The following is a 21,197-nucleotide window of genomic DNA, read 5'->3' as shown; positions in this document are numbered from 1 at the left end:
TTATGAAAGGGAGATCCATCATGAGCTACGAAGATCGTGATCAATATGGCATGTATGTCGACAACGGCCACAAAGGCCCAGGCCCGGAACTGATGGGCGCGGACACGCTGATCGGCGACCACGTCCACAACCTGCAAAACGAGCACCTGGGTGAGATCAAGGAAATCATGCTCGACATGCGCACCGGCAAAATCGCCTACGCGGTGATGGCCTCGGGCGGCGTGCTGACCATCGGCGAAAAACTGTTCGCCGTGCCCTGGGAAGCGCTGACGCTGGACACCGTCAACAAGCGCTTCACGCTGAACCTGGACAAGGACCGCATCGAAGCGGCGCCGGGCTTCGACAAGGACGACTGGCCGGACATGGCCAACCAGACCTGGGCCAGCCAGGTCCACAACTACTACGGCACCGGCCGCGACTTCACCACCGGGGCACGATAATGTTTGCCGCCATCCTGGTGTTCGCCGGCGTGGCCGGTGTGGCCGGCCACTGGCTGTACCGCAACTATCTGCGTCGCCCACGGCGGCTGCAGAATGGCATGCCCGTCATGCTCAGCAGTTGGGACGACGGGCAGGAATCCATGGTGGCGGTGCACTTGCGGCGTCGTTCGCGTTAAGTCAGCAACATCTCAGCAAAAATCGCGGCTGACCGTCGGCAGCCTGCCCAGCAGGTGGGACATGTCGACCAGCCGCTTGGCAACCAAGTGGCGCACCATGCCTTCCTGTTGCCACACGCCATATACCCCCAGCAACGGCGCGCTCAGCACTTCGCGCCGTTGCTGCTCCAGCAGCGCCGGCCAGATGATGACGTTGACGTTGCCGGTTTCATCCTCCAGTGTCATGAAGATCACGCCCTTGGCGGTGCCGGGACGCTGCCGCACCGTGACCATGCCGCAGGCGCGCGCCACCATGCCGCTGGTGTAGGTGTTGAGCGTGGCGGCCGGCATGAAGCGGTGCTGGAACAAGGTCGCGCGCAGCAGCGCCAGCGGATGGCGGCCCAGGGTCAGGCCGTGCGAGCGGTAGTCGCCGAGGATGTCTTCCCCTTCCGATGGCGCGCGCAGCGTCGGCGTGGTTTCGTCCGGCATGGTCGGGCGCAGCAGATCCTTGTCCGGCACGGCGCCGACCGCCTGCCACAAGGCTTGCCGCCGATGGCCCGCCAGATGGCGCAGCGCGTTGCCGCCGGCCAGCACCTGCAAATCGTGACGGTCGAGGTCGGCGCGCCGCGCCAGGTCGGCGACGCTGGCGAACGGGCCGTCGGCGCGGGCTGCTTCGATGCGGTCCGCCGCCGGCTGGCGCATGCCGCTCAGCATGTGCAGGCCCAGCCGCACCGCCGGCTGCCCGCGCTTGCCGGCCGGCTCTTCCAGCGACGACTCCCAGCCACTGACCAGCACATCGATCTCGCGCACCACCACGCCATGCCGCTTGGCGTCCTGCACCAGCTGCGACGGGCTGTAGAACCCCATCGGCTGGCTGTTCAGCAGCGCACACAGGAAGACCGCCGGTTCATGGCATTTGATCCAGGAGCTGGCATAGCTCAGCAGCGCGAAGCTGGCCGAGTGCGATTCCGGGAAACCGTATTCGCCGAAGCCCTGGATCTGCTTGCAGATCGCCTGGGCAAAATCGTCATCATAGCCGCGCTCTTTCATGCCGGCCTTGATATCCGCCTCATACTTGTCCACGCCGCCTTTTCGCTTCCAGGCAGCCATGGCGCGCCGCAACTGGTCCGCCTTCCCCTCGCTGAATCCAGCCGCGATCTGGGCAATCTGCATCACCTGCTCCTGGAAGATCGGCACGCCAAGCGTGCGGCCCAGCGCCTCCTCCAGGCGCGGCGGGTAGACCACTTTTTCGATCCCCATGCGCCGCCTCAGGTAAGGATGCACCATGCCGCCTTCTATCGGCCCCGGCCGCACGATGGCTACCTCGACCACCAGATCGTAAAACGTCTTCGGCCGCAGACGCGGCAGCATGCTCATCTGCGCGCGCGATTCGATCTGGAACACGCCGATGGTTTCGGCTTCGCAGATCATGTCATAGGTATCGCGGTCTTCGGTCGGGATATCCTGCATGACGAAGGGCTGGCCGCGCCGCGCGCCCAACAAGTCGAGCGCGCGACGCAATGCGGACAGCATGCCCAGCGCCAGCACGTCCACCTTCATCAGTTTCAGCTCTTCCAGATCGTCCTTGTCCCACTGTATAACGCGGCGCCCTTCCATGGTCGCCGCTTCAATCGGCACCAGCCGCGTCAGCTTGTCGTGCGAGATCACGAAACCGCCCGGATGCTGCGACAGATGACGTGGAAAACTCAGCAGCGCAAACGCCAGCGCCGCCCACTGCTGCGCCAGTTGGGACTCCGGATCAAGACCGCACTCAGCCAACCGTCCCACCAGATCGTGACGGCTGTCAAACCAGCGCTGCGACTTGCAGACCTTCTCCACGACGGCCAGATCCACGCCCAACGCCTTGCCGCTGTCGCGTAGCGCGCTCTTCGGCCGGTAGCTGATCACGACGGCGGCCAGCGCCGCGCGGTCATGGCCGTACTTTTTGTAGATGTATTGAATCACTTCCTCACGCCGCTGGTGCTCGAAGTCCACATCGATGTCCGGCGGCTCGTTGCGCTCCTTCGAGATGAAACGGCCGGTCAGCATCTTGCTGTGTTCGGGATTAACCTCCGTCACATGCAAGCAGTAGCAGACCACCGAGTTGGCCGCCGATCCCCTACCCTGACACAGAATGTCCTTCGAGCGCGCGAAGCGCACGATGTCGTACACCGTCAGGAAGTACGGTTCGTACGCCAGATCAGCAATTAGTTCCAGCTCTTTCTCGATTTGCGCGCGCACATTGTCGGGCGGACCGTTGGGCCAGCGCCGCAAGCTGCCCGCATAGACTTCCTGCCGCAAGTAGCTGGCCGGTGTGTAGCCGGGCGGGATCAGTTCGTGCGGATATTCGTAGCGCAGTTCCTCCAGGTTGAAGGTGCATGCCTTGGCAATCTTCACCGATTCCGCCAGCGCCGCCAGTGGGTAGAGATTGGCCAGTTGCACGCGCGGCCGCAGATGCTGCTCGGCGTTCTGCGCCAGTTCGTAGCCGCATTCGCCCACAGCCTTGCCGACGCGGATCGCCGTCAGCGTATCCTGCAGCGGCTTGCGCGAGCGCACGTGCATGCACACATGGCCGACCGCCACCACCGCCATCCGGTGCTGCGACGCCACCTCGGCAATACTCAGCCGGTGCGCTTCGTCAAACGAACGCAGCAGCAGGTTCAAGCCCATCCAGACGCGGCCGGAAAAGGTCGCCTCCATCCACGCCGCCTGTGCATGTAGTTGATCGACATCCCTGGGCATGTGCGCCGGATAATGCGGCAGCAGAATCAGCAGGCAATCCGGCAAGCCTTTCAAGTGCTTGAACTCGGGCGGCGGCGCGGCCAGATCGGCCGGCGTCAACAGATAGCTGCCCTTGGCCACGCGATTGCGGGCGATGGTGATCAGTTCGCAAAGATTGCCATAACCTTCACGGTTCTGCGCCAGCGCCACGAACGACAGGCCCGGGCTGCCATCCGGATTGGTCAGACGGAAATAGCTGCCGATAATCAGCGGAAACTTCGCCTCCTTGGCCTCGCCGTGAGCGCGCACTACGCCGGCCAGCGAGCATTCATCGGTGATGGCCAGCGCCGCATAGTCCAGCTGCACCGCGCGCGCCACCAGTTCCTCGGCATGCGAAGCGCCTTGCAGGAACGAAAAATTGGACAGGCAGAACAGCTCGGCATATTCCGGCAGTCCGGCGGAGAGTGTTGGAGAGGTCATTGCATTATACTGTGTTTTTATACAGCATATTACACCCTCTTTCCCTCAGGACTCAAGGTGAGACAATCCGAAATTCCCCTTTTTGCCACCGGGCGCAAATGATTTCGGCCACGCACGGATGGCGGCAAACAGCAGGCCCGCCAGGCACGGCGCGATACGCTTTGTCATAATGCCTTCCTTGACGAAAATTGCATTCTTCCATACGCCATGCGCGCGGAGGGTCAGGATGCGATGAAGCACAGATTCAAAGGATCGGAATGCAAAAAATACAAGTACAGGAACTGCTCTGCTTCGGCATCGCAGCGGGCGGCGGCAATGCCGCGCTGGTGGTGCAGCATGGTCCGGCCCGGGCCGAGCAGCGCCAGCAGTTCGCCACGGAACGCAACAAGCCGGCCTGCGTGTTCATCGACACGGCGGACGATGGCCGCATCGTGCTGGACTATTTCTACCCGCACAAGCGCAGCCCACTGTGCCTGCACGCCACACTGGCGGCGGCGCACATGCTGCTGTCGGCCCAGCGGCCGCAGCTGGAAGTGCGCACCGCCATGCACGATCAGCCATTGAGCCTGATCCTGCAAGACGGCGAAGTATTCATCCAGCTGACGCCGCAAGCGGCGCCCGACGTAGCGGTCACACAGGAACTGGCGGCGCAACTGCTGACCGCACCCGGCCGCGCGCTGGCTTCGCCGCCGGTGATCGCCTCGGTCGGCAGCCCCAAGCTGCTGCTGGAAGTCGCCGACAGCGCCACGCTGCAAGGGTTGACGCCCGATCTGGCGCGCATCACCGACTGGGGCAGACAGCACGGCGTCAGCGGCTGCTACGCCTGGTGCCGCCGTCCGGACGGCGCGCTGGAGGGCCGCAACTTCAATCACCTCGATCCGGCAGCGGAGGACGCCGCCACCGGCGTGGCGGCCGGCGCCCTCACCGTCGTGCTGAAAACCGGCCTGATCTTGTACCAGGGCGCCAACGTCGGCACGCCCTGCCGGCTGCGTACGGAGTTCCGTGATGAAAGTATTTTAATCGGAGGAAAAACCGTAGTGCGTAGTGCTACGTAGAGTGAAGACATGAGTGGCGCGTGCATACAACACAAAATAATGTTTGCACCAGAAATTGCTACAAAAACAGCTATCTATATGAACTATTTGCATAAAATCAAATTTTTCATGGGAGACCACACGTGTTCAAAACAAAAACTCTACGTAAAGCCGTCTTGGTCAGCCTGTATGGCGCCAGCGCAGTCGCCGTGACGCCAGACGTCTACGCGCAAACGGATACTTCCATGCAATCGGTCAGCGTGGTCGGTTCGCGCCGCGCGACCAGTTCCGCCACCGACACCGTGGTGCCGGTCGATGTCATCCCGCTGAGCAAAGTCAGCGAATCCGGCGGCCAGTTCGACCTGGCGCAAACGTTGACCTATATTTCCCCATCGTTCAACTCGACCCGCCAGACCGGCTCCGACGGCGCCGACCTGGTCGACTCCGCCGCCCTGCGCGGCCTCGGTTCAGACCAGACCCTGGTGCTGGTCAACGGCAAGCGCCGCCACACCACGGCGCTGGTCAACCTGTTCGGTGCGCGCAACCGCGGCAACACCGGCACCGACATGAACGCCATCCCGATGCTGGCCATCAAGGACGTGCAGGTGCTGCGTGACGGCGCCGCCGCCCAGTACGGCTCGGACGCGATCGCCGGCGTGATGGATATCGGCCTGAAAAAATCCAAGGGCTGCGAAGCGGTCGCCGGCTTCAGCGAGTACTCGCGCCGCGACGGCAAGAACTACCTGGCGTCGGCCTATTGCGGCGTCGACATCGGCAACGGCGGCGTGCTCGGCATCACCGGCGAATACCTCGATCGCGGCCGCTCCAACCGCGCCGAAGACGGCAATCCGCGCACCATCGGCGACAGCAAGACCAAGAACCAGACCCTGTACCTGAACGGCGAACTGCCGACCGTCGCCAGCGGCCGCCTGTACCTGACCGCCGGCGCGCAAAGCCGCGATGCGTCCTCCGGCGCCTGGGCGCGCGGCGGCATCGACAGCGACGACATCCCGTCGCGCAACTCGGCCGCCATGTACCCGAACGGCTTCGTCCCGTTCATCAACGCCAAGATCGACGACCGCTACGCCACCATCGGCCACCGCAACCAGGTGGGCGAATGGAATATGGACCTGTCGCAGACCTACGGCTACAACAAGATGATCTACGACATCAGCAACACGCTGAACGCGTCGATCGCCAACAAGGACCTGTTGGCCGGCGGCAAGGGCATCAGCCCGACCAATTTCAACGCCGGCGGCTTCTCGTTCGAGCAGCTGACCACCAACCTCGACTTCAATCGCTACTTTGACGGCGTGCTGGGCCGTGGCCTGAACGTCGCCTTCGGCGCCGAATACCGCCACGAGAACTACAAGATCTACGCCGGCGAGCCGGGTTCCTACATCGACGCCGACGGCGTTGGTATCGGCGGCGCGGCCGGCAGCCAGGGCTTCCCCGGCTTCCAGCCAGCCGACCAGGTCAACGCCAACCGCCACAACGTTGCCGCCTACCTCGATCTGGAAGCGGACCTGACCGACACCGTCAAGGCCCAGGGCGCGGTGCGCTACGAGAAGTACAGCGACTTCGGCTCGACCACCACCGGCAAGCTGGCCGGCAGCTGGCGCGTGGCGCCGACCGTGCTGCTGCGCGGTTCGGCCTCGACCGGCTTCCGCGCGCCGTCGCTGCAGCAGATGTATTTCTCGTCGACCTTTACCGACTTCATCGGCGGCGTGCCGACCGACGTGGTGCTGGCGCCGAACAACAGCGCGGTCACCAACCTGGCCGGCATTCCGAAGCTGAAGGAAGAGAAATCCACCAGCTTCACGCTGGGTTCGACCTGGACGCCAACGCAAGCCGTGTCCGTCACCGCCGACCTGTACCAGATCAAGATCAAGGACCGCATCGTGCTGTCCGGCCGCTTTGACGACAGCAACTACCCTGACCTGGCAGCCAAGCTGGCGACGCTGGGCGTAGGCCAGGCGCAATTCTTCGTCAACTCGGTCGACACCAAGACCAAGGGCCTGGACCTGACCGCGTCGCACAAGGCCAATTTCGGCGCCGACAAGCTGACCACCTTCCTGGCGCTCAACGTCAGCAAGACCGAGGTGACCGGCATCCACGCGCCGGCCTCGCTGAAGGGCTACGAGGATGTGCTGCTGTCGGAGAAGGAACGCCTGTACATCGAGCAGGGCGCGCCACGCTCCAAGGCCACGCTGGGCTTCGACTACACCCACAGCGCCTGGGAAACCGACCTGAAGCTGATCTACTTCGGCCCGCAGACCTTGGGCACCTACAGCGGCACCGCCGCCGGCGTGCCGAACCAGCACTACGACGCCAAGGCATCGGCCGATCTGAGCTTTACGTACACCATCAACAAGAACATGAAGTTCTCGTTTGGCGGCAACAACATCTTCAACGTGCATCCGAGCACGCAGAATCCGGATGAGACCGACAATGGCTTCAAATACGAGTCGGTGCAGTTCGGCCTGAACGGCGCCTCCTACTTCGGCAGGCTCTACGTGAAGTTCTGATCTGGCTCAAGGCCGCGCGTTTGACGTCGGCTGTGACGAGGAATACGATCCTGGTATGGAAACCAGGATCGCAAAACTCGAAGAATTGATGACCGACACCCGCGAGCGTTTGGTGAGGATCGAGGAACGTCTGGAACAATGCGCCACAAAAACCGACCTCGAAGCTTTAAGAGCTGAAATGCACAAAGGCTTTTCCGAAATGATCAAGTGGATCGTCGGCACGGCGATTGTCATGAGCGGTACCGGGATCGTTGTCATGACCTTTGTACCGAACAACGCCGTGCCGAAGGCGCCGCCGCCCGCGCCTTTGCCGCCGGTCGTGATCTACACGCAGCCGGCGCCAGCAGCCCTGCCCAAGATGTAACGTTTGCTTACATCTCGCTAACTTAACCCAACGCGCGACCGTTCTAAACTCGCATTGTCTTTATTTTCGGCAATGGAGCGTGCGATGCGCCGCGCAATCACCCTGATGTTATTCCTGTCCCTGCTGCAAGGCGCGCTCGCCTGGGCCGCACTGGGCAGCGCGCCGTCCAATTTCGACGGCGCCACCACCACCCAGACCAAAATGGCCGCGCGCAGCCTGGCGGCCGCCACGGCCAACGCCACCACCGCCGTCTACACCGTCAGCCAAAGCACGCTCGACAGCGGCACCATCGTGCGCGAATACACCGACGCCAACGGCGTGGTGTTCGCCGTCAGCTGGAACGGCCCGACCCTGCCCGACCTGCGCACCCTGCTGGGCGACAAGTTCACCGCCATGACCAGCAACGCCGAAAAGCGCCCGAAAGCCGGCCATTCGCAACTGGCCGTCAACCAGTCGGACGTGGTCATCGTCTCCAACGGCCACATGCGCGCGTTTGCCGGCCAGGCTTGGATCCCCAGCGCGCTGCCGGCCGGTTTCGACACCTCCACCATCGAATAAAAGGAAGTCTGCATGAAATACCTTCACCTTGCAGGCGCCCTGCTGTGCCTGGCACTGGCGGCGTGCGGCGGCGGCGGTTCGTCGTCCGCCAGCACCGCCACCGGCACCACCGAATCGATGGCCGCCGTTACACCGGTGGTCAGCATCAGCGCGACGCCCACCGCCACCACCAGCGGCCAGGTGGTGACGCTGACCTGGAGCGTCAGCAACGCCAGCGGCAGCACCTGCACCGCCTCCGGCGCCTGGAACGGCACGGTGGCCACCAGCGGCACCCAGACCGTCACCGCCGGCGACGCCGGCACCGCCAGCTACACCCTCACCTGCGGCAGCGCCAGCAACACCGCCGTGGTCACCGTCGCCACGCCGCCGCCGTCGCCGAGCGTCAGCCTGACGCTGGCGCCGGCCAACATCACCACCGCCCAGAGCACCGTGCTGAGCTGGTCGTCGGCCAACACCACCAGTTGCACCGCCAGCGGCGCCTGGAGCGGCAGCAAGGCCACCGCCGGCTCGGTCACCATCACGCCGACCGCGAGCGGCAGCTTCACCTACAGCCTGGCCTGCAGCGGCGACGGCGGCACGGCCAACGCCAGCAGCGTGCTCAGCGTTACGGCCGCACTCAGCAACAGCACCGCGATCCTGGTCGACAGCGGCCCGAGCGGCGTCAGCGGCGTGATCAATGTGCCGTATGTCAGCGTCACCGTCTGCCGTCCCGGCACCAGCACCTGCCAGACCATCGACCACGTGCTGCTCGACACCGGCTCCTACGGCCTGCGCCTGCTGGCCAGCCAGCTCAGCTCGACGCTGGCCCTGCCGGCGGTCACCACCGCCTCCGGCGCCGACGCCGGCGAATGCGGCAAGTTCATCAGCGGCTACACCTGGGGTGCGGTACGCCAGGCCGACGTCAAGATGGCCGATGAAGTGGCGTCCGCCATCTCGATCCAGGTCATCGGTGACACCGGCAGCAGCTACAGCAGCACGCCATCGAGCTGCAGCAGCGCCGGTTCCAACCTGGGCACGCTGTCGGCCATCGGCGCCAAGGGCATCCTCGGCGTCGGCATGTTCAAGCAGGATTGCGGCAGCTCGTGCGTCAGCGCCGCCATCAGCGGCATCTACTACGCCTGCGCCAACGGCAGCTGCAGCGCCAGCGCCATGCCGCTGGCCAAGCAGATCAGCAACCCGGTGAGTTCGTTCGCCGTCAACAACAACGGCCTGCTGATCACCATGCCCAGCGTCGGCGCCGCCGGCCTGACCTCGGTCAGCGGCACGCTGGTGTTCGGCGTCAACACGCAGAGCAACAACACCATCGCCAGCGAGACCATCTTCAAGGCCAACAGCAGCGGCGACTTCACCACCACCTACAACGGCCGCAACTACACCGCCAGCTTCATCGACAGCGGCTCGAACGGCTACTTCTTCAGCGACAGCAGCATCCGCCAGTGCTCGGGCGGCGACTTCTACTGCCCGGCCTCGACCTTGTCGCTGAGCGCCACCAACACCGCGTCCGACAACAGCGCCAGCGGCGCCGTCAACTTCAATGTCGTCAACCTGGTCAACCTGGCTTCGACCATCAACGCGGCCCAGGTCGGCGGCACGGTGGGCAGCGGCAGCTCGGCCGGCAACTACTTCGACTGGGGCATGCCCTTCTTCTACGGCCGCCGCGTGTTCGTGGTGATGGAAAACAATACCGTGGCCGGCAAGACCGGACCGTACTGGGCCTATTGATTGAGGAATGTCATCGTGATGTCACGATAACTAGCTAAAGTCGCAACCTTGAATTTTCCCACTCTTCGAGGTAGCGATGAAATTGAATTTGGTGATGCTGGCCGCCATGACTGCGGCCGGCCTGGTAGCATGCGGCGGCGATAACAATCCTGTTGCAGTGACTCCACCAGCCACGCCGGCGATCCCGGAAGGCACGACGGTCACCCTGGCGCTGATGGAAACCACCGACATCCACGCCAACGTGATGAGCTACAACTACTACTCGCTGGCCGAGGACACCAGCCTGGGCCTGGAGCGCACCTCGACGCTGGTCAAGGCCGCGCGCGCTGAAAACCCGAACAACCTGCTGCTCGACGACGGCGACGTCATCCAGGGCACGCTGCTGGGCGACATGCAGGCCGTCACCAAGCCAATCGCCTGCTCCGACACCATGGCCGTGCACAAAGTCATGAACGCCATGAAGTACGATGGCGGCGGCTTCGGCAACCACGAATTCAACTACGGCCTGCCACTGCTGAGCCAGATCACCAATACCGACTTCGGCATTCCGGGCGTCACCAAGCCGACCGGCACCTGCGGCGCGCCGACCTTCCCGCTGGTGCTGACCAACGTCACCGGCGTGGCCAGCGGCAAGCCGATCGTGCAGCCGTATTCGCTGCTGGCGCGCACCTTCTCGGCCACCAAGCCGGACGGCACCAAGCTGGACGTGAAGATGAACATCGGCATCATGAGCTTCGTGCCGCCGCAGATCCTGGAATGGGACCAGAAAAACCTGGCCGGCAAGGTCGCCATCACCGGCGTGCAGGAAGCGGCCAAGCAATACGTGCCTGAAATGCGCACCAAGGGCGCCGACCTGGTGGTGGCGCTGTCGCACGGCGGCCTGGATCCAAGCACCTACAGCCCGAAAATGGAAAACGGTTCCTACCACCTGACCAGCACCGGCATCGACGCGCTGCTGATCGGCCACTCGCACCTGATCTTCCCGAAAGGCAAAGAGACCGGCGCCGCCGCACTGGACCCATCGTTCGCCGCCTTCCCGGCCAGCGCCAACATCGACGCCGTCAACGGCTTCGTCAACGGCGTGCCGACCGTGATGGCGCAAAGCTGGGGCCGCCGCCTGGGCATCATCAAGATGACGCTGGCCTACACCAGCGGCAAGTGGGTGGTGCAGCCGGCCAAGACCACCGTGGAGTCGCGCGGCTTCAAGTACACCGACGGCACCACCAACGTCGCCGCCGACAGCACCGTCGCGCCGCTGATCGCCACCGAGCACGCCGCCACCATCGCCTACGCCAAGCAGCCGCTGGGCGTGACCACCGACTTCGAGATGTCCTCCTACTTCTCGCTGGCCGGCGACGTCACCGCGATCCAGCTGGTCAACCAGGCCCAGCTGGCGTACGTGAAGAACTTCATCGCCACCAGCACCGACGCCACCATCGCCAGCTACAAGAACATTCCGGTGATCTCGTGCAGCGCGCCGTTCAAGGCCGGCCGCAATGGCGCCAGCGACTTCACCGACGTCGCGCCGGGCGCCAGCGCGGCCGCGCCGATCGGCCTGCAGGTGCGCAATCCGGGCGACCTGTACCTGTACTCGAACAACAACCTGCAAGCGGTGAAGATCAAGGGTTCCGACCTCAAGGCCTGGCTGGAAACGGCCGCCAAGCAGTTCGGCCAGATCGATCCGACCAAGACCGCCGAGCAGGACCTGGTGCCGTCGTATGGCACGATCTACAACTACGACGTGTTCTACGCCGAAAACAATGCGCTGACCTACCAGATCGACGTCACCAAGCCAGGCGGCAGCCGCATCGTCAACCTGACTTACCTGGGCAAGGCCGTGGCGGATACCGATGACTTCATCGTCGCCACCAACGACTACCGCGCGGGCGGCGGCGGCGCCGTGCCTGGCATCGACGGCAGCAAGACCATCATCAAGTCGCCGGACGCCAACCAGACCGTGGTCAGCAACTACCTGACGGCGCAAGGCACGGCCACCGGCAAGGTCACGCTGGCCAGCAACGGCAGCGCGCGCAGCTGGAGCTTCGTCAAGGTGGCGACGGCCGGTCCGGTGATCCTGCGTTCGGCGCCGGGCCACCTGGCGCTGGCCAAGAGCAGCGGCCTGACGGCGGTGACGGCTGAAGGCGGCCTGGACGCCAGCGGCTTCGGTAAGTACACCATCGACCTGAGCAAATAAGATGCGCGCCCTGACCACCGCCATCGTGAGTTCGGTGTTCCTGTTCGGATGCCAGATCCAGCAGGAAAAACCGACCTCGGCGCAAATCGAAGTGATCGGCATGAAAGCCAAGCAGGAAGCCGACGCCCAGGCCGAGCGCAAGCTGATGGCGTGGTCGGCGCAACGCATGCCGGTGGCCCAGCGCGAGCTGGCCATCTTGTACCAGACGCGTCCCGAGCAACGCGCCGACGCGCTCAAGCTGTTCGAGCAGGCGGCGCGCGGCGGCGACGTCGAAGCGGCGTTCCAGCTGGGTGAAATGCTGCGCGTCGGCGTGCTGGGCGTGCAGCCAGCGCCGGCCGCCGCCGCGCCGTGGTACGCCATGGCCGCCGAGCACCAGCACGCCAAGGCCGCCCTGGCCCTGGCGCTGATGGTCAAGAACGGCAACGGTGTGCCGCGCGACGATGCCAGGGCGGCGCGCCTGCTGACTCAGGCCAGCAGTCTTGGCAACGCGCATGCGATGTTCCTGCTCTCCAACATCTACCGTGAAGGACTGGGCGTTGCGCAAGACAGCGCCAAGGCGCGCGCGATGCTGGAGGAAGCGGCCGAGCACGAATATCCGCCGGCTATCCAGGAACTGGCCATGACGGTCCAGCTGGGCGACGCCCTGTCGCCCAAGGATGAGCTACGCGCCAGCCACCTGATGAAGGAAGCCAGCGAGCACCGCCGTAACAACTGGAACCGCTTCTGAGCGCTCCAGCAATGCGTTGAACAGCGCACAGACGCAGTAGATGTCGGCTCCTAGACTGAATTGGTAGTCCCCCGCCAGTTCATTAGCCACGCAAGGAGCCGACATGAGAACCACTTCCCACTCGCACAGCAAGCTGCCCAAGCCCATCCCCACCGCCACCGAGCCGCAGGATGCGATCACGCTGCTGACCGAAGACCACGAGCACGTCAAATCGCTGTTCGAACAGTATGAAGAACTGGGCGACCGCGCACACGTCAGCAAGCACAAGCTGGCACTGCAAATCTGCGAAGAACTGACCAAGCACGCCACGGCGGAAGAAGAGATCTTCTACCCGGCCGTACGCAAAGCCACCAAGGATGAAGACATGGTGGATGAAGCCGTGGTCGAGCACGCGTCGGCCAAGGACTTGATCGCGCAGATCATCAGCATGGAACCGACCGAGGACCTGTTCGACGCCAAGGTCAAGGTACTGGGCGAGCTGATCGACCACCACGTCAAGGAAGAAGAAGAGGAAATGTTCCCGAAAGCGCGCAAGGCCAAGCTGGACCTGATGGCGCTGGGCGAAGCCATCGCCATCCGCAAGGAACAGATCGAACTGCCGCCGGCCTAAAACCGGGGTCAGTTCTGCCAATCGCACACGGGCTCTACCGTAGCAGCCGCTACGGTAGAGCCCGTGTGCGATTGGCAGAACTGACCCCGGATTATTTGACCGCCAGCCGCTCCATTTCGCGCTGCATGTTCTCGATGGCGCGCTGGTTGTACTGGTCGGAGAAATAAGCATTGCCGAACAGCTGGCCCTGCTGGGCCTTGCGGCTCAGGTGCGCCAGCGCCGCGCCGCGCTGTTCGCGGTACTTGGCGTCCGGCAGGTGGATGTACTCCTGCCGGATCGCCCGCGCATAGTTCTGGTAGACCTCGTCATCCTGCCCCAGGATCGCCAGGTCCACGCTCAGCAGCACGTCCTTCAGCCGGTGCGTGATCGACGCTTCCTGGAAGTGATCGGTGGCGCGTATCAGTTCGGCCGCATCGCCCATCTCCTGTCCCAGGTAGCTGCCCAGCCACATCTGCGCGCTGGCTTCCTCGTTGCTTGGCGCCGCCGGATCGCCGCCATGGCCATACTCGGCATCGTGGAACCAGAACGCCTGCTTGATGATGTCCACGTCCGCCGGGTCCGGACGCGTATTGGAGGCCCACACGCGGATCTCGCTCAGGCCGTGCACCAGGTGGTCGAGGTTGTGATAGTGCCGCGCCGCGCCGCCGTAGCAGCCGGCCCCGGTCAGCCGCGCAAACCAGTCGTCCGCATGGGCGATGGCGGTGGCGTCGCGGTGTTCATAGTCCCACAGCGTTTCCCACTCCTTGCGCAGCCAGCTCAGCACCCAGGCGTGGTAGGCCGGGCCGGGCACGAATTTCTTCATGATCCAGTTCCAGCCGATCGGCCCTTCCAGCGCCTTGACGAACGACGAGCTGACCGAGCCCAGATCGCGCGGCGGCATGACGAACACGGTCTTGGCGCCTTGCAGCACGTCGACGTTGGTTTGCTGGATCAGATTTTCGTAATCGAAGTCGGCGGTGGTGCGGATGCCGCGGATCAGGCATTCGACGCCCTGCTTCTTGGCCGCGCGCGCCGTGTAGTCGCCGCGCACGATGACCACCGAGACATTGTCCCAGCCCTGCTCGGCGCAGCTGAGCGCGATGATGCTCTTGCGCTCCTCGGCCGTGAACTTGGGCTTCTTGGCCGGATTTTCAGACAGGAACACCACCACCTCGTCCGCCAGCGAACGGGCTTCGTTGATCACCCACATGTGACCGTTGGTGATCGGGTCCAGGGTTCCCGAAAATCCGATTTTCTTCATGCGCCACTCCAACACCGTGTCAAAACGGCATTTTAGACCGGAGTGGCCCTGACAGTCTCAGGAAAATCGACTTTTACCTTCAGCCCGCCCAAACGCTCGGACTGGTCCAGCGACAGCACGGCGCCGTGGCGCTCGGCAATCGACTGCACGATCGCCATGCCCAGGCCGCTGCCGCCGGCCGGGCTGCCGGGCACGCGGTAGAAGCGGCTGAACACCCGCTCGCGCTCGTCCGCCGGGATGCCGGGACCGGAATCCTCGACGCTCAGCAGAATGCGCGGCTTGGCGTTTTTTGTGGCGGCCACGCTACGCCGCAGGTCGATATCGACCGTGCCGCCGGCCGGCGTGTACTTGATGGCGTTGTCGATCAGGTTGCGCAGCAGGATCAGCAGCGCGTCCGGATGGCCGGCCACCACCACATCATCGGCATGGTGTAGACCGAGGTCGATCTGGCGCGCCTGCGCCAGGCCGTTCATATCGCCCAGCACGCGCTTGACCACGTCGGCCAGGTTGACCGTCTCCGGCTTGACTTCCTCGCTGCCGCCCTCCTGCCGCGCCAGCACCAGCAATTGCTCCACCAGCCGCGTGGCGCGCTCGATGCCGGCCGTCACGCGCGACACCGCCACCTTGCGCGCCGCCTCGTCCGGCGCCCGCTCCAGGCTCAGCACCTGCAACTTCAGCGCCGCCAGCGGCGTGCGCAGTTCATGCGCGGCGTCGGCCACAAAGTGCTGCTGCGCCTCGAACGCCGTGCGCACGCGCACAAACAGCAGGTTCAGCTCCTGCACCAGCGGCAGCACTTCATCCGGCAAGTCATTTTCCGACACCGGCGACAGATCCTCGGCCTGGCGCGCCGCCACCTGGCGCTTGACGCGCGACACCGGCGCCAGCGAGCCGGACACTACCCACCACACCACCAGCATCAGCACCGGCGCCATGACGGCGATCGGCCCGACCGTGCGCAAGGCCAGCGTGCCGGCCATGCGCTGGCGCACCGCCATGTCCTGGGCGATCTGCACCGTCTGGTTGGATGTCTGCACCGAGAACACGCGGTAGGTCGTGTTGTTGACGCGGACGTTGGAAAAGCCCAGCACGGCCCGCTGCGGCAAGGCCGCGCGCGACAGCGAACGGAACACCTGCGCGCCGTCCGGCGTCCACACCTGTACCACCAGGTCGTCGTTCTCGGGATCGGCCGCCGTGTCGGCCGCCTTGTTGGTCAGCGTGGCGCTGGAACGCAGCGACATCGCCATCTGCTGCATGTGGTAGTCGAAGATCTGGTCGGCGTCGCTCAGCGCGCTGCGGTAGGCGATCATCGCTTGTGCAAAGGCCGCCATGGTGATGGCGGCCAGCAGGAACCACAGCAGACGGCCGCGCAGCGAGTGGGTGACCACCGGCACGCGCGGCAGCGGCGGCATCCTTACCTTCATAGTTTCGGCACCATGTATCCCAGGCCGCGCACGTTCTGAATCAGTTCCGCGCCGAGCTTCTTGCGCAGGCCGTGAATATAGACTTCCACCGCGTTGCTGTTGACTTCATCCTTCCAGCTGTACAGCTTTTCCTCCAGCTGGTGGCGCGACAGCACGATGCCCGGCCGCGCGATCAGCGCTTCCAGCACCGCCCATTCGCGCGCCGACAGGCTGACCGGCTTGCCGTCGGCGATGACTTCGCGGGTTTGCGGATTGACCGTGACGTTGCCGTGCTCGAACACCGGCTCGGCGCGGCCGGCCGAACGGCGCAGCAGCGCGCGGATGCGGGCCAGCAGCTCGTCGAGGTCGTAGGGTTTGAGGACGTAGTCGTCGGCGCCGGCGTCGAGGCCGGCGATGCGCTGTTCCTTGGCGTCGCGCGCGGTGGCGATCAGCACCGGGGTCAGCTCCTTGCGCAGGCGCATCGAGCGCAGCACGTCGAGGCCGTCCTTGCGCGGCAGGCCCAGGTCCAGCAGCACCAGATCGTAGGTCTGGGTTTGCAGCGCGGTGTCGGCCATGGCGCCGTCCTTGACCCAGTCGACGGCGTAGTGCTCGGCCCGTAACAGGTCCAGCACTACCTCGCCGATCATTGTGTCGTCTTCTACCAGCAGAAGTCGCATGTTATTTCCTTTCTATTTTTGTTGAGCGTTCTGCCGGCCCGTAGCCGCAGTGTAACCTTAGCCTAAGCGCACCGGTATGAAGATTTTATCGTCGCCGCGCTGGATCAGCAATGCCACCGACTTGGACGATTTGCCCACCACCTCGCGCACCTGGTCCACACTGTTGACCGGACGGCCATTCACCGACAGCAGCACGTCGCCCGCCTGCACGCCGGCATCGGCCGCGGCGCCGCCGGCGTCCTGGATCAGCAGGCCGCTGGCGATGCCGGATTCACGGCGCTCCGACGGGTCCAGCTGGCGCAGCGACAGGCCCAGGCGCAGCTTGGCGCTGGCCTGGTCGGCCGCCGGCGCATCGCCCTTGGCGACCTTGTCGGTGGCGTTGCCCAGCGTGGCGACGATGCGCACCGGCTTGCCCTGGCGCCAGACGTCCAGCGTGATCTTCTCGCCCGGCGTCGACAGGCCAACCATGGACGGCAGGTCGACCGAACTGACGATCTTCTGGCCGTTGACCGAACGGATCACATCGCCCGCCTTCAGGCCGGCCTTGTCGGCCGGACCGCCGCGTTCGACATTGGCGATCAGCGCGCCTTCCGGCGTGGCCAGTTCGAAGGAATCGGCGAAGCCCTGGTTCACTTCCTGCACTTCCACGCCCAGCTTGGCGTGCACCACCTTGCCGGTGGAGACGATCTGGTTCTTGATCTTGCTGGCCACATCGATCGGGATGGCAAACGACAGGCCCTGGTAGCCGCCGGTCTGGCTGTAGATCTGCGAGTTGATGCCGACCACTTCGCCGCGCGTGTTGAACAGCGGACCGCCCGAGTTGCCCGGATTGACGGCGACGTCGGTCTGGATGAACGGCACGTTACCATCCGGCAGCGAACGGCCCTTGGCGCTGACCACGCCGGCGGTCACGGTGTTATCGAGGCCGTATGGCGAGCCGATCGCCAGCACCCATTCGCCTACTTTCAGGTCGTTGCCCTTGGCCAGCGGCACCACCGGCAGGTTCTTGGCGTCGATCTTCAGCACCGCGACGTCGCTCTGCGGATCGGAACCCAGCACCTTGGCGCGGAATTCGCGGCGGTCGGTCAGCTTGACCACCACTTCGCTGGCGTCGCGCACCACGTGGGCATTGGTCAGGATGATGCCGTCCGGGCTGATGATGAAGCCGGAACCGAGGCCGTGCGTCGGCGTCTGGCGTTGTTGCGGGCCGCGCTGCTGGCCCTGGAAGCGGCGGAAGAACTCATAGAAGGGATCGTCCGCATACGGATCGTTGCGGCCCTGCTGGGCGTCCGGATCGAAGGCGGTCTTGGTGCTGCCGGTGACGTTGATGTTGACCACGGCCGGGCCGTTCTGGGCGACGATGACGCTGAAATCGGGCAGCGCGATGGGCGGCGCGGCGACCGGCGCCGGGATGCCGGCCTGGGACACGGTGGCGGCAGGTACGGTGGCGGCGGCAACGGCGGCATTCTGTTTGACAGCGACTGCACCGCCGACGCCGACCACGCCCAGTACGGCGACTGCGACGGCTGCGCGTTTGAGAGTAGAGTTGGACATAACGGTTCTCCTATGGGTGAAGACTTTAGATGTATCCAATATGACGCTAAAAACTTAGGCCCTACTTAACCAAAATGCGGGCTTACAACGCAAAACTGGCCGGTTACCCGGCCAGTTGCAAATGCTACATTAAAGCTGGATTAAGCCGGCGCTTAAGCTGCCTGGCGTTGCTCCAGCGCGGTGACGTTTTCGCCGCCATCGATGATGATTTTACGTGGTTTCAGCGCTTCCGGAATCTCACGCACCAGTTCGATGGTGAGCATGCCGTTGTCGAAGCTGGCGCCGGTCACCTTGACGTGATTGGCCAGCTGGAAACGCTGTTCGAAGTCGCGGGCTGCGATGCCGCGGTGCAGATAGGTGCGCTCCACACCGTCTTTCTGTTTGCGGCCGACCACTTGCAGCGAGTCGCGTTCGAAGGTGATGTCGATTTCCGAGCGGTTGAAGCCGGCCAACGCCATCACGATGCGGTACTGGTCTTCCGAGACCAGCTCGATGTTGTAGGGAGGATAGCTTGGGGTGGCGTCGTTGCGTTGGGCGTCGTTCAGCAGTTGTGCCAGACGATCAAAGCCGATAGCGGAACGATACAGTGGTGCCAGGTCAAAAGTACGCATGGTAGATATCCTTGTCAAAATAAGCGATATGGTTAAAACGGGGAGCATCCCCTTCTCGCGGTCCCCATCTGGGCAACCGCTGATTCCCATATAAGTCGCCCCACCCGCCTTTCAAGAGTTTTCCTCAAAAAATTTTCGCTGCACCGCGTCATGCATTTTGCGAGATTTGCAAGTTACCCACGTGCTACACTCGTTCTCTTGTTCAACCGATTAGTGCATACCATGACCTTGACCCGTGCCGTACTCGCCGCCGTGCTGGCTACCGCCTTCAGCGCCCAGGCTTCCGACCAGCCCTATCCGGGCACCATCGTTCTGAAAGTAGACGCCAGCAACACCGCGCAGCAGATCTTCCGCGTGCGCGAAAGCATTCCGGCCAAGCCGGGCAAGCTGACGCTGCTGTATCCGCAATGGATTCCGGGCAATCACGGCCCGAGCGGCGCGATCAACCAGTTCGCCGGCTTCAAGGTCAGCGCCAACGGCCAGCCGCTGGAATGGACGCGCGATCCGGTCAACATCTTCGCCTTCCACCTGACCGTGCCGAAGGGCGCCAGCGGCGTCGAAGTCGAGTTCGAATACCTGTCGCCGGTGGAAGCCAACCAGGGCCGCACCACCATGACCAACGACATCCTCGGCGTGCAATGGCAATCGGTGGCGCTGTACCCGGCCGGCTACGCCACCAACAAGATCACCGTGCAGCCGAACCTGACCGTGCCGGCCGGCTGGCAGTACGGCAGTGCGCTGGAGCAGCAGGCGCGCACCGGCGACGACGTCGCCTTCAAGCCGCTGGACCTGGAAACGCTGGTCGATTCGCCGCTGTTCGCCGGCCGCTACTTCCGCCGCATCGACCTCGATCCGGGCGCGAAAATTCCCGTGCACCTGAACGTGGTGGCCGACTCGGCCGACCAGCTGGAGGCGACGCCGGAACAGATCGCCCCGCACCGCGAAATGGTGCAGCAGGCCTACAAGCTGTTCAACTCGCAGCACTACAAGCACTACGACTTCCTGTTCGCCATCAGCGATGAATTCGGCGGCATCGGCCGCGAGCACCACCAGTCGAGCGAGAACGGCGTCAAGCTGGGCTACTTCGCCGAATGGAAGAAATACGAAGCGCGCCGCGAACTGCTGTCGCACGAATTCACCCACTCGTGGAACGGCAAGTTCCGCCGCCCCGCCGGCCAGGCCGTGGCCGACTTCAACACGCCGCTGCAGAACGAACTGCTGTGGGTATACGAAGGCCAGACCCAGTACTGGGGCGCTGTGCTGGCCGCGCGCGCCGGCCTGATCAAGCCTGAAAACACCCGCGACATGATCGCCGCCACCGCCGCCCGCTACGACAACGTCAAGGGCCGCGACTGGCGCGCGGTGCAGGACACGGTCAACGACCCGATCATCAACGCCCGCCGTCCGCAAGGCTGGAACAACTGGCAGCGTTCCGAGGATTACTACTCGGAAGGCGAGTTGATCTGGCTGGACGCCGACACCAAGATCCGCGAACTGTCGGGCGAGAAAAAATCGCTGAACGATTTCGCCAAAACCTTCTTTGGCGTGGATGACGGCGTCAACGTCGCCAAGCCCTACACCTTCGACGACGTGGTCAAGGCGCTGAACGCGGTGCAGCCGTACGAATGGGCCAAGTTCCTGCGCACCCGCCTGGACGGCCACGGCCCGGGCGCGCCGCTGGACGGCCTGGCCCGCGCCGGCTGGAAACTGGTGTACGCCGAGAAACCGACCGACTTCCTCAAGGCGCAGGAAGACCTGAGCAAATCGGCCAACTTCCAGTACTCGCTGGGCTTCTCGGTGGGTGCCGACGGCAAGCTGGAAGCCTTCCAGTGGGAAGGCGTCGGCTTCAAGGCCGGCCTGTCGGGCAACACCACGCTGCTGGCGGTGAACGGCCGCGCCTACAAGCCTGAGCTGCTGCGCGCGGCGGTGACGGCGGCCAAAACGTCGAAAGAGCCGATCAACCTGCTGGTGAAAAAAGGCGCCCTGTACCAGACCGTCGCGCTCGACTACCACGGCGGCCTGAAGTACCCACGCCTGGAACGCATCGACGGCACGCCGGACCGCCTGGAAGCGATCCTGCAACCGCTGAAGTAAGCAACTCCGGGGTCAGGTCCCTCATTTCTACACGAGCTGTACCGTAGCGTGCGCTACGGTACAGCTCGTGTAGAAATGAGGGACCTGA

Annotated in this window: 17 protein-coding genes; 11 read left to right on the top strand and 6 right to left on the bottom strand. The window is 64.2% G+C overall.

The genetic code is table 11. The features are described 5' to 3' along the window. The first annotated feature begins 20 nt into the window (after positions 1-20). Complete coding sequence (locus GJ698_RS20955) at positions 21-440, top strand: PRC-barrel domain-containing protein (protein ID WP_154359802.1); 420 nt, start codon at positions 21-23, stop codon at positions 438-440. After that, positions 440-616 (top strand): hypothetical protein, encoded by a 177-nt coding sequence (locus tag GJ698_RS20950; RefSeq protein WP_154359801.1) that lies wholly within the window; start codon positions 440-442, stop codon positions 614-616. Before GJ698_RS20955 ends, GJ698_RS20950 begins: the two co-directional genes overlap by 1 nt. Positions 617-628: 12 nt before the next feature. On the opposite strand, the gene GJ698_RS20945 is transcribed toward GJ698_RS20950, so the two are convergent. Next, positions 629-3,796: an error-prone DNA polymerase gene (locus tag GJ698_RS20945; protein ID WP_154359800.1), complete on the bottom strand. Its 3,168-nt coding sequence runs from the start codon at positions 3,794-3,796 to the stop codon at positions 629-631. 257 nt (positions 3,797-4,053) lie between these two features. Between GJ698_RS20945 and GJ698_RS20940 the strand changes: the two genes are divergently transcribed. From GJ698_RS20940 to GJ698_RS20905, 8 genes are all read left to right on the top strand, one after another. After that, positions 4,054-4,851, top strand: coding sequence for a PhzF family phenazine biosynthesis protein (locus tag GJ698_RS20940; RefSeq protein WP_154359799.1), 798 nt, complete (start codon positions 4,054-4,056; stop codon positions 4,849-4,851). Between the two features lie 122 nt (positions 4,852-4,973). Then, positions 4,974-7,358: a TonB-dependent receptor plug domain-containing protein gene (locus GJ698_RS20935; RefSeq protein ID WP_371865400.1), complete on the top strand. Its 2,385-nt coding sequence runs from the start codon at positions 4,974-4,976 to the stop codon at positions 7,356-7,358. 55 nt (positions 7,359-7,413) lie between these two features. Further along, a complete protein-coding gene (locus tag GJ698_RS20930) occupies positions 7,414-7,722 on the top strand; it encodes a hypothetical protein (protein ID WP_154359798.1) in 309 nt (102 codons plus the stop codon). An 84-nt stretch (positions 7,723-7,806) separates the two neighbouring features. Next, the gene (locus GJ698_RS20925) at positions 7,807-8,280 is read left to right on the top strand and encodes a DUF2844 domain-containing protein (protein WP_154359797.1); all 474 of its coding nucleotides are present in this window, start codon (positions 7,807-7,809) and stop codon (positions 8,278-8,280) included. A gap of 12 nt (positions 8,281-8,292) precedes the next feature. Next, positions 8,293-10,002 (top strand): DUF3443 family protein, encoded by a 1,710-nt coding sequence (locus GJ698_RS20920; RefSeq protein WP_154359796.1) that lies wholly within the window; start codon positions 8,293-8,295, stop codon positions 10,000-10,002. A gap of 76 nt (positions 10,003-10,078) precedes the next feature. Further along, a complete protein-coding gene (locus GJ698_RS20915; RefSeq protein ID WP_154359795.1) occupies positions 10,079-12,196 on the top strand; it encodes a bifunctional 2',3'-cyclic-nucleotide 2'-phosphodiesterase/3'-nucleotidase in 2,118 nt (705 codons plus the stop codon). A 1-nt stretch (position 12,197) separates the two neighbouring features. Continuing rightward, positions 12,198-12,923, top strand: coding sequence for a tetratricopeptide repeat protein (locus GJ698_RS20910; RefSeq protein ID WP_154359794.1), 726 nt, complete (start codon positions 12,198-12,200; stop codon positions 12,921-12,923). 103 nt (positions 12,924-13,026) lie between these two features. Further along, entirely contained in the window at positions 13,027-13,533 is a 507-nt protein-coding gene (locus tag GJ698_RS20905; protein ID WP_154359793.1) for a hemerythrin domain-containing protein, read from the top strand. Positions 13,534-13,624: 91 nt separating this feature from the next. On the opposite strand, the gene coaD is transcribed toward GJ698_RS20905, so the two are convergent. The 5 genes from coaD to GJ698_RS20880 all read right to left on the bottom strand — a co-directional run bounded on the left by coaD (position 13,625) and on the right by GJ698_RS20880 (position 19,015). Then, on the bottom strand, positions 13,625-14,773 hold the full coding sequence (coaD, locus tag GJ698_RS20900) for a pantetheine-phosphate adenylyltransferase (RefSeq protein WP_154359792.1): 1,149 nt from the start codon (positions 14,771-14,773) through the stop codon (positions 13,625-13,627). 32 nt (positions 14,774-14,805) lie between these two features. Next, positions 14,806-16,182, bottom strand: coding sequence for an ATP-binding protein (locus tag GJ698_RS20895; RefSeq protein ID WP_229260099.1), 1,377 nt, complete (start codon positions 16,180-16,182; stop codon positions 14,806-14,808). 8 nt (positions 16,183-16,190) lie between these two features. Beyond that, the gene (locus GJ698_RS20890; RefSeq protein WP_154359790.1) at positions 16,191-16,850 is read right to left on the bottom strand and encodes a response regulator; all 660 of its coding nucleotides are present in this window, start codon (positions 16,848-16,850) and stop codon (positions 16,191-16,193) included. A 57-nt stretch (positions 16,851-16,907) separates the two neighbouring features. Next, on the bottom strand, positions 16,908-18,404 hold the full coding sequence (locus GJ698_RS20885) for a Do family serine endopeptidase (protein ID WP_154359789.1): 1,497 nt from the start codon (positions 18,402-18,404) through the stop codon (positions 16,908-16,910). Positions 18,405-18,556: 152 nt separating this feature from the next. Next, positions 18,557-19,015 (bottom strand): Hsp20 family protein, encoded by a 459-nt coding sequence (locus tag GJ698_RS20880; RefSeq protein ID WP_154359788.1) that lies wholly within the window; start codon positions 19,013-19,015, stop codon positions 18,557-18,559. 222 nt (positions 19,016-19,237) lie between these two features. Here GJ698_RS20880 and GJ698_RS20875 point away from each other — a divergent pair, with 222 nt between their 5' ends. Further along, complete coding sequence (locus tag GJ698_RS20875) at positions 19,238-21,109, top strand: M61 family metallopeptidase (protein ID WP_154359787.1); 1,872 nt, start codon at positions 19,238-19,240, stop codon at positions 21,107-21,109. Positions 21,110-21,197 lie beyond the last annotated feature (88 nt).

It is taken from the genome of Duganella aquatilis (assembly GCF_009674565.1).
In the GTDB taxonomy this organism is placed as follows: domain Bacteria; phylum Pseudomonadota; class Gammaproteobacteria; order Burkholderiales; family Burkholderiaceae_D; genus Rugamonas; species Rugamonas aquatilis.
This window is presented reverse-complemented; position numbering and strand designations above follow the sequence as displayed.

Coding starts and splice junctions, on each gene's coding strand:
- GJ698_RS20955 (WP_154359802.1), top strand. CDS start 21: ATGAGCTACGAAGATCGTGATCAATATGGCATGTATGTCGACAACGGC.
- GJ698_RS20950 (WP_154359801.1), top strand. CDS start 440: ATGTTTGCCGCCATCCTGGTGTTCGCCGGCGTGGCCGGTGTGGCCGGC.
- GJ698_RS20945 (WP_154359800.1), bottom strand. CDS start 3,796: ATGACCTCTCCAACACTCTCCGCCGGACTGCCGGAATATGCCGAGCTG.
- GJ698_RS20940 (WP_154359799.1), top strand. CDS start 4,054: ATGCAAAAAATACAAGTACAGGAACTGCTCTGCTTCGGCATCGCAGCG.
- GJ698_RS20930 (WP_154359798.1), top strand. CDS start 7,414: ATGGAAACCAGGATCGCAAAACTCGAAGAATTGATGACCGACACCCGC.
- GJ698_RS20925 (WP_154359797.1), top strand. CDS start 7,807: ATGCGCCGCGCAATCACCCTGATGTTATTCCTGTCCCTGCTGCAAGGC.
- GJ698_RS20920 (WP_154359796.1), top strand. CDS start 8,293: ATGAAATACCTTCACCTTGCAGGCGCCCTGCTGTGCCTGGCACTGGCG.
- GJ698_RS20915 (WP_154359795.1), top strand. CDS start 10,079: ATGAAATTGAATTTGGTGATGCTGGCCGCCATGACTGCGGCCGGCCTG.
- GJ698_RS20910 (WP_154359794.1), top strand. CDS start 12,198: ATGCGCGCCCTGACCACCGCCATCGTGAGTTCGGTGTTCCTGTTCGGA.
- GJ698_RS20905 (WP_154359793.1), top strand. CDS start 13,027: ATGAGAACCACTTCCCACTCGCACAGCAAGCTGCCCAAGCCCATCCCC.
- coaD (WP_154359792.1), bottom strand. CDS start 14,773: ATGAAGAAAATCGGATTTTCGGGAACCCTGGACCCGATCACCAACGGT.
- GJ698_RS20895 (WP_229260099.1), bottom strand. CDS start 16,182: ATGCCGCCGCTGCCGCGCGTGCCGGTGGTCACCCACTCGCTGCGCGGC.
- GJ698_RS20890 (WP_154359790.1), bottom strand. CDS start 16,850: ATGCGACTTCTGCTGGTAGAAGACGACACAATGATCGGCGAGGTAGTG.
- GJ698_RS20885 (WP_154359789.1), bottom strand. CDS start 18,404: ATGTCCAACTCTACTCTCAAACGCGCAGCCGTCGCAGTCGCCGTACTG.
- GJ698_RS20880 (WP_154359788.1), bottom strand. CDS start 19,015: ATGCGTACTTTTGACCTGGCACCACTGTATCGTTCCGCTATCGGCTTT.
- GJ698_RS20875 (WP_154359787.1), top strand. CDS start 19,238: ATGACCTTGACCCGTGCCGTACTCGCCGCCGTGCTGGCTACCGCCTTC.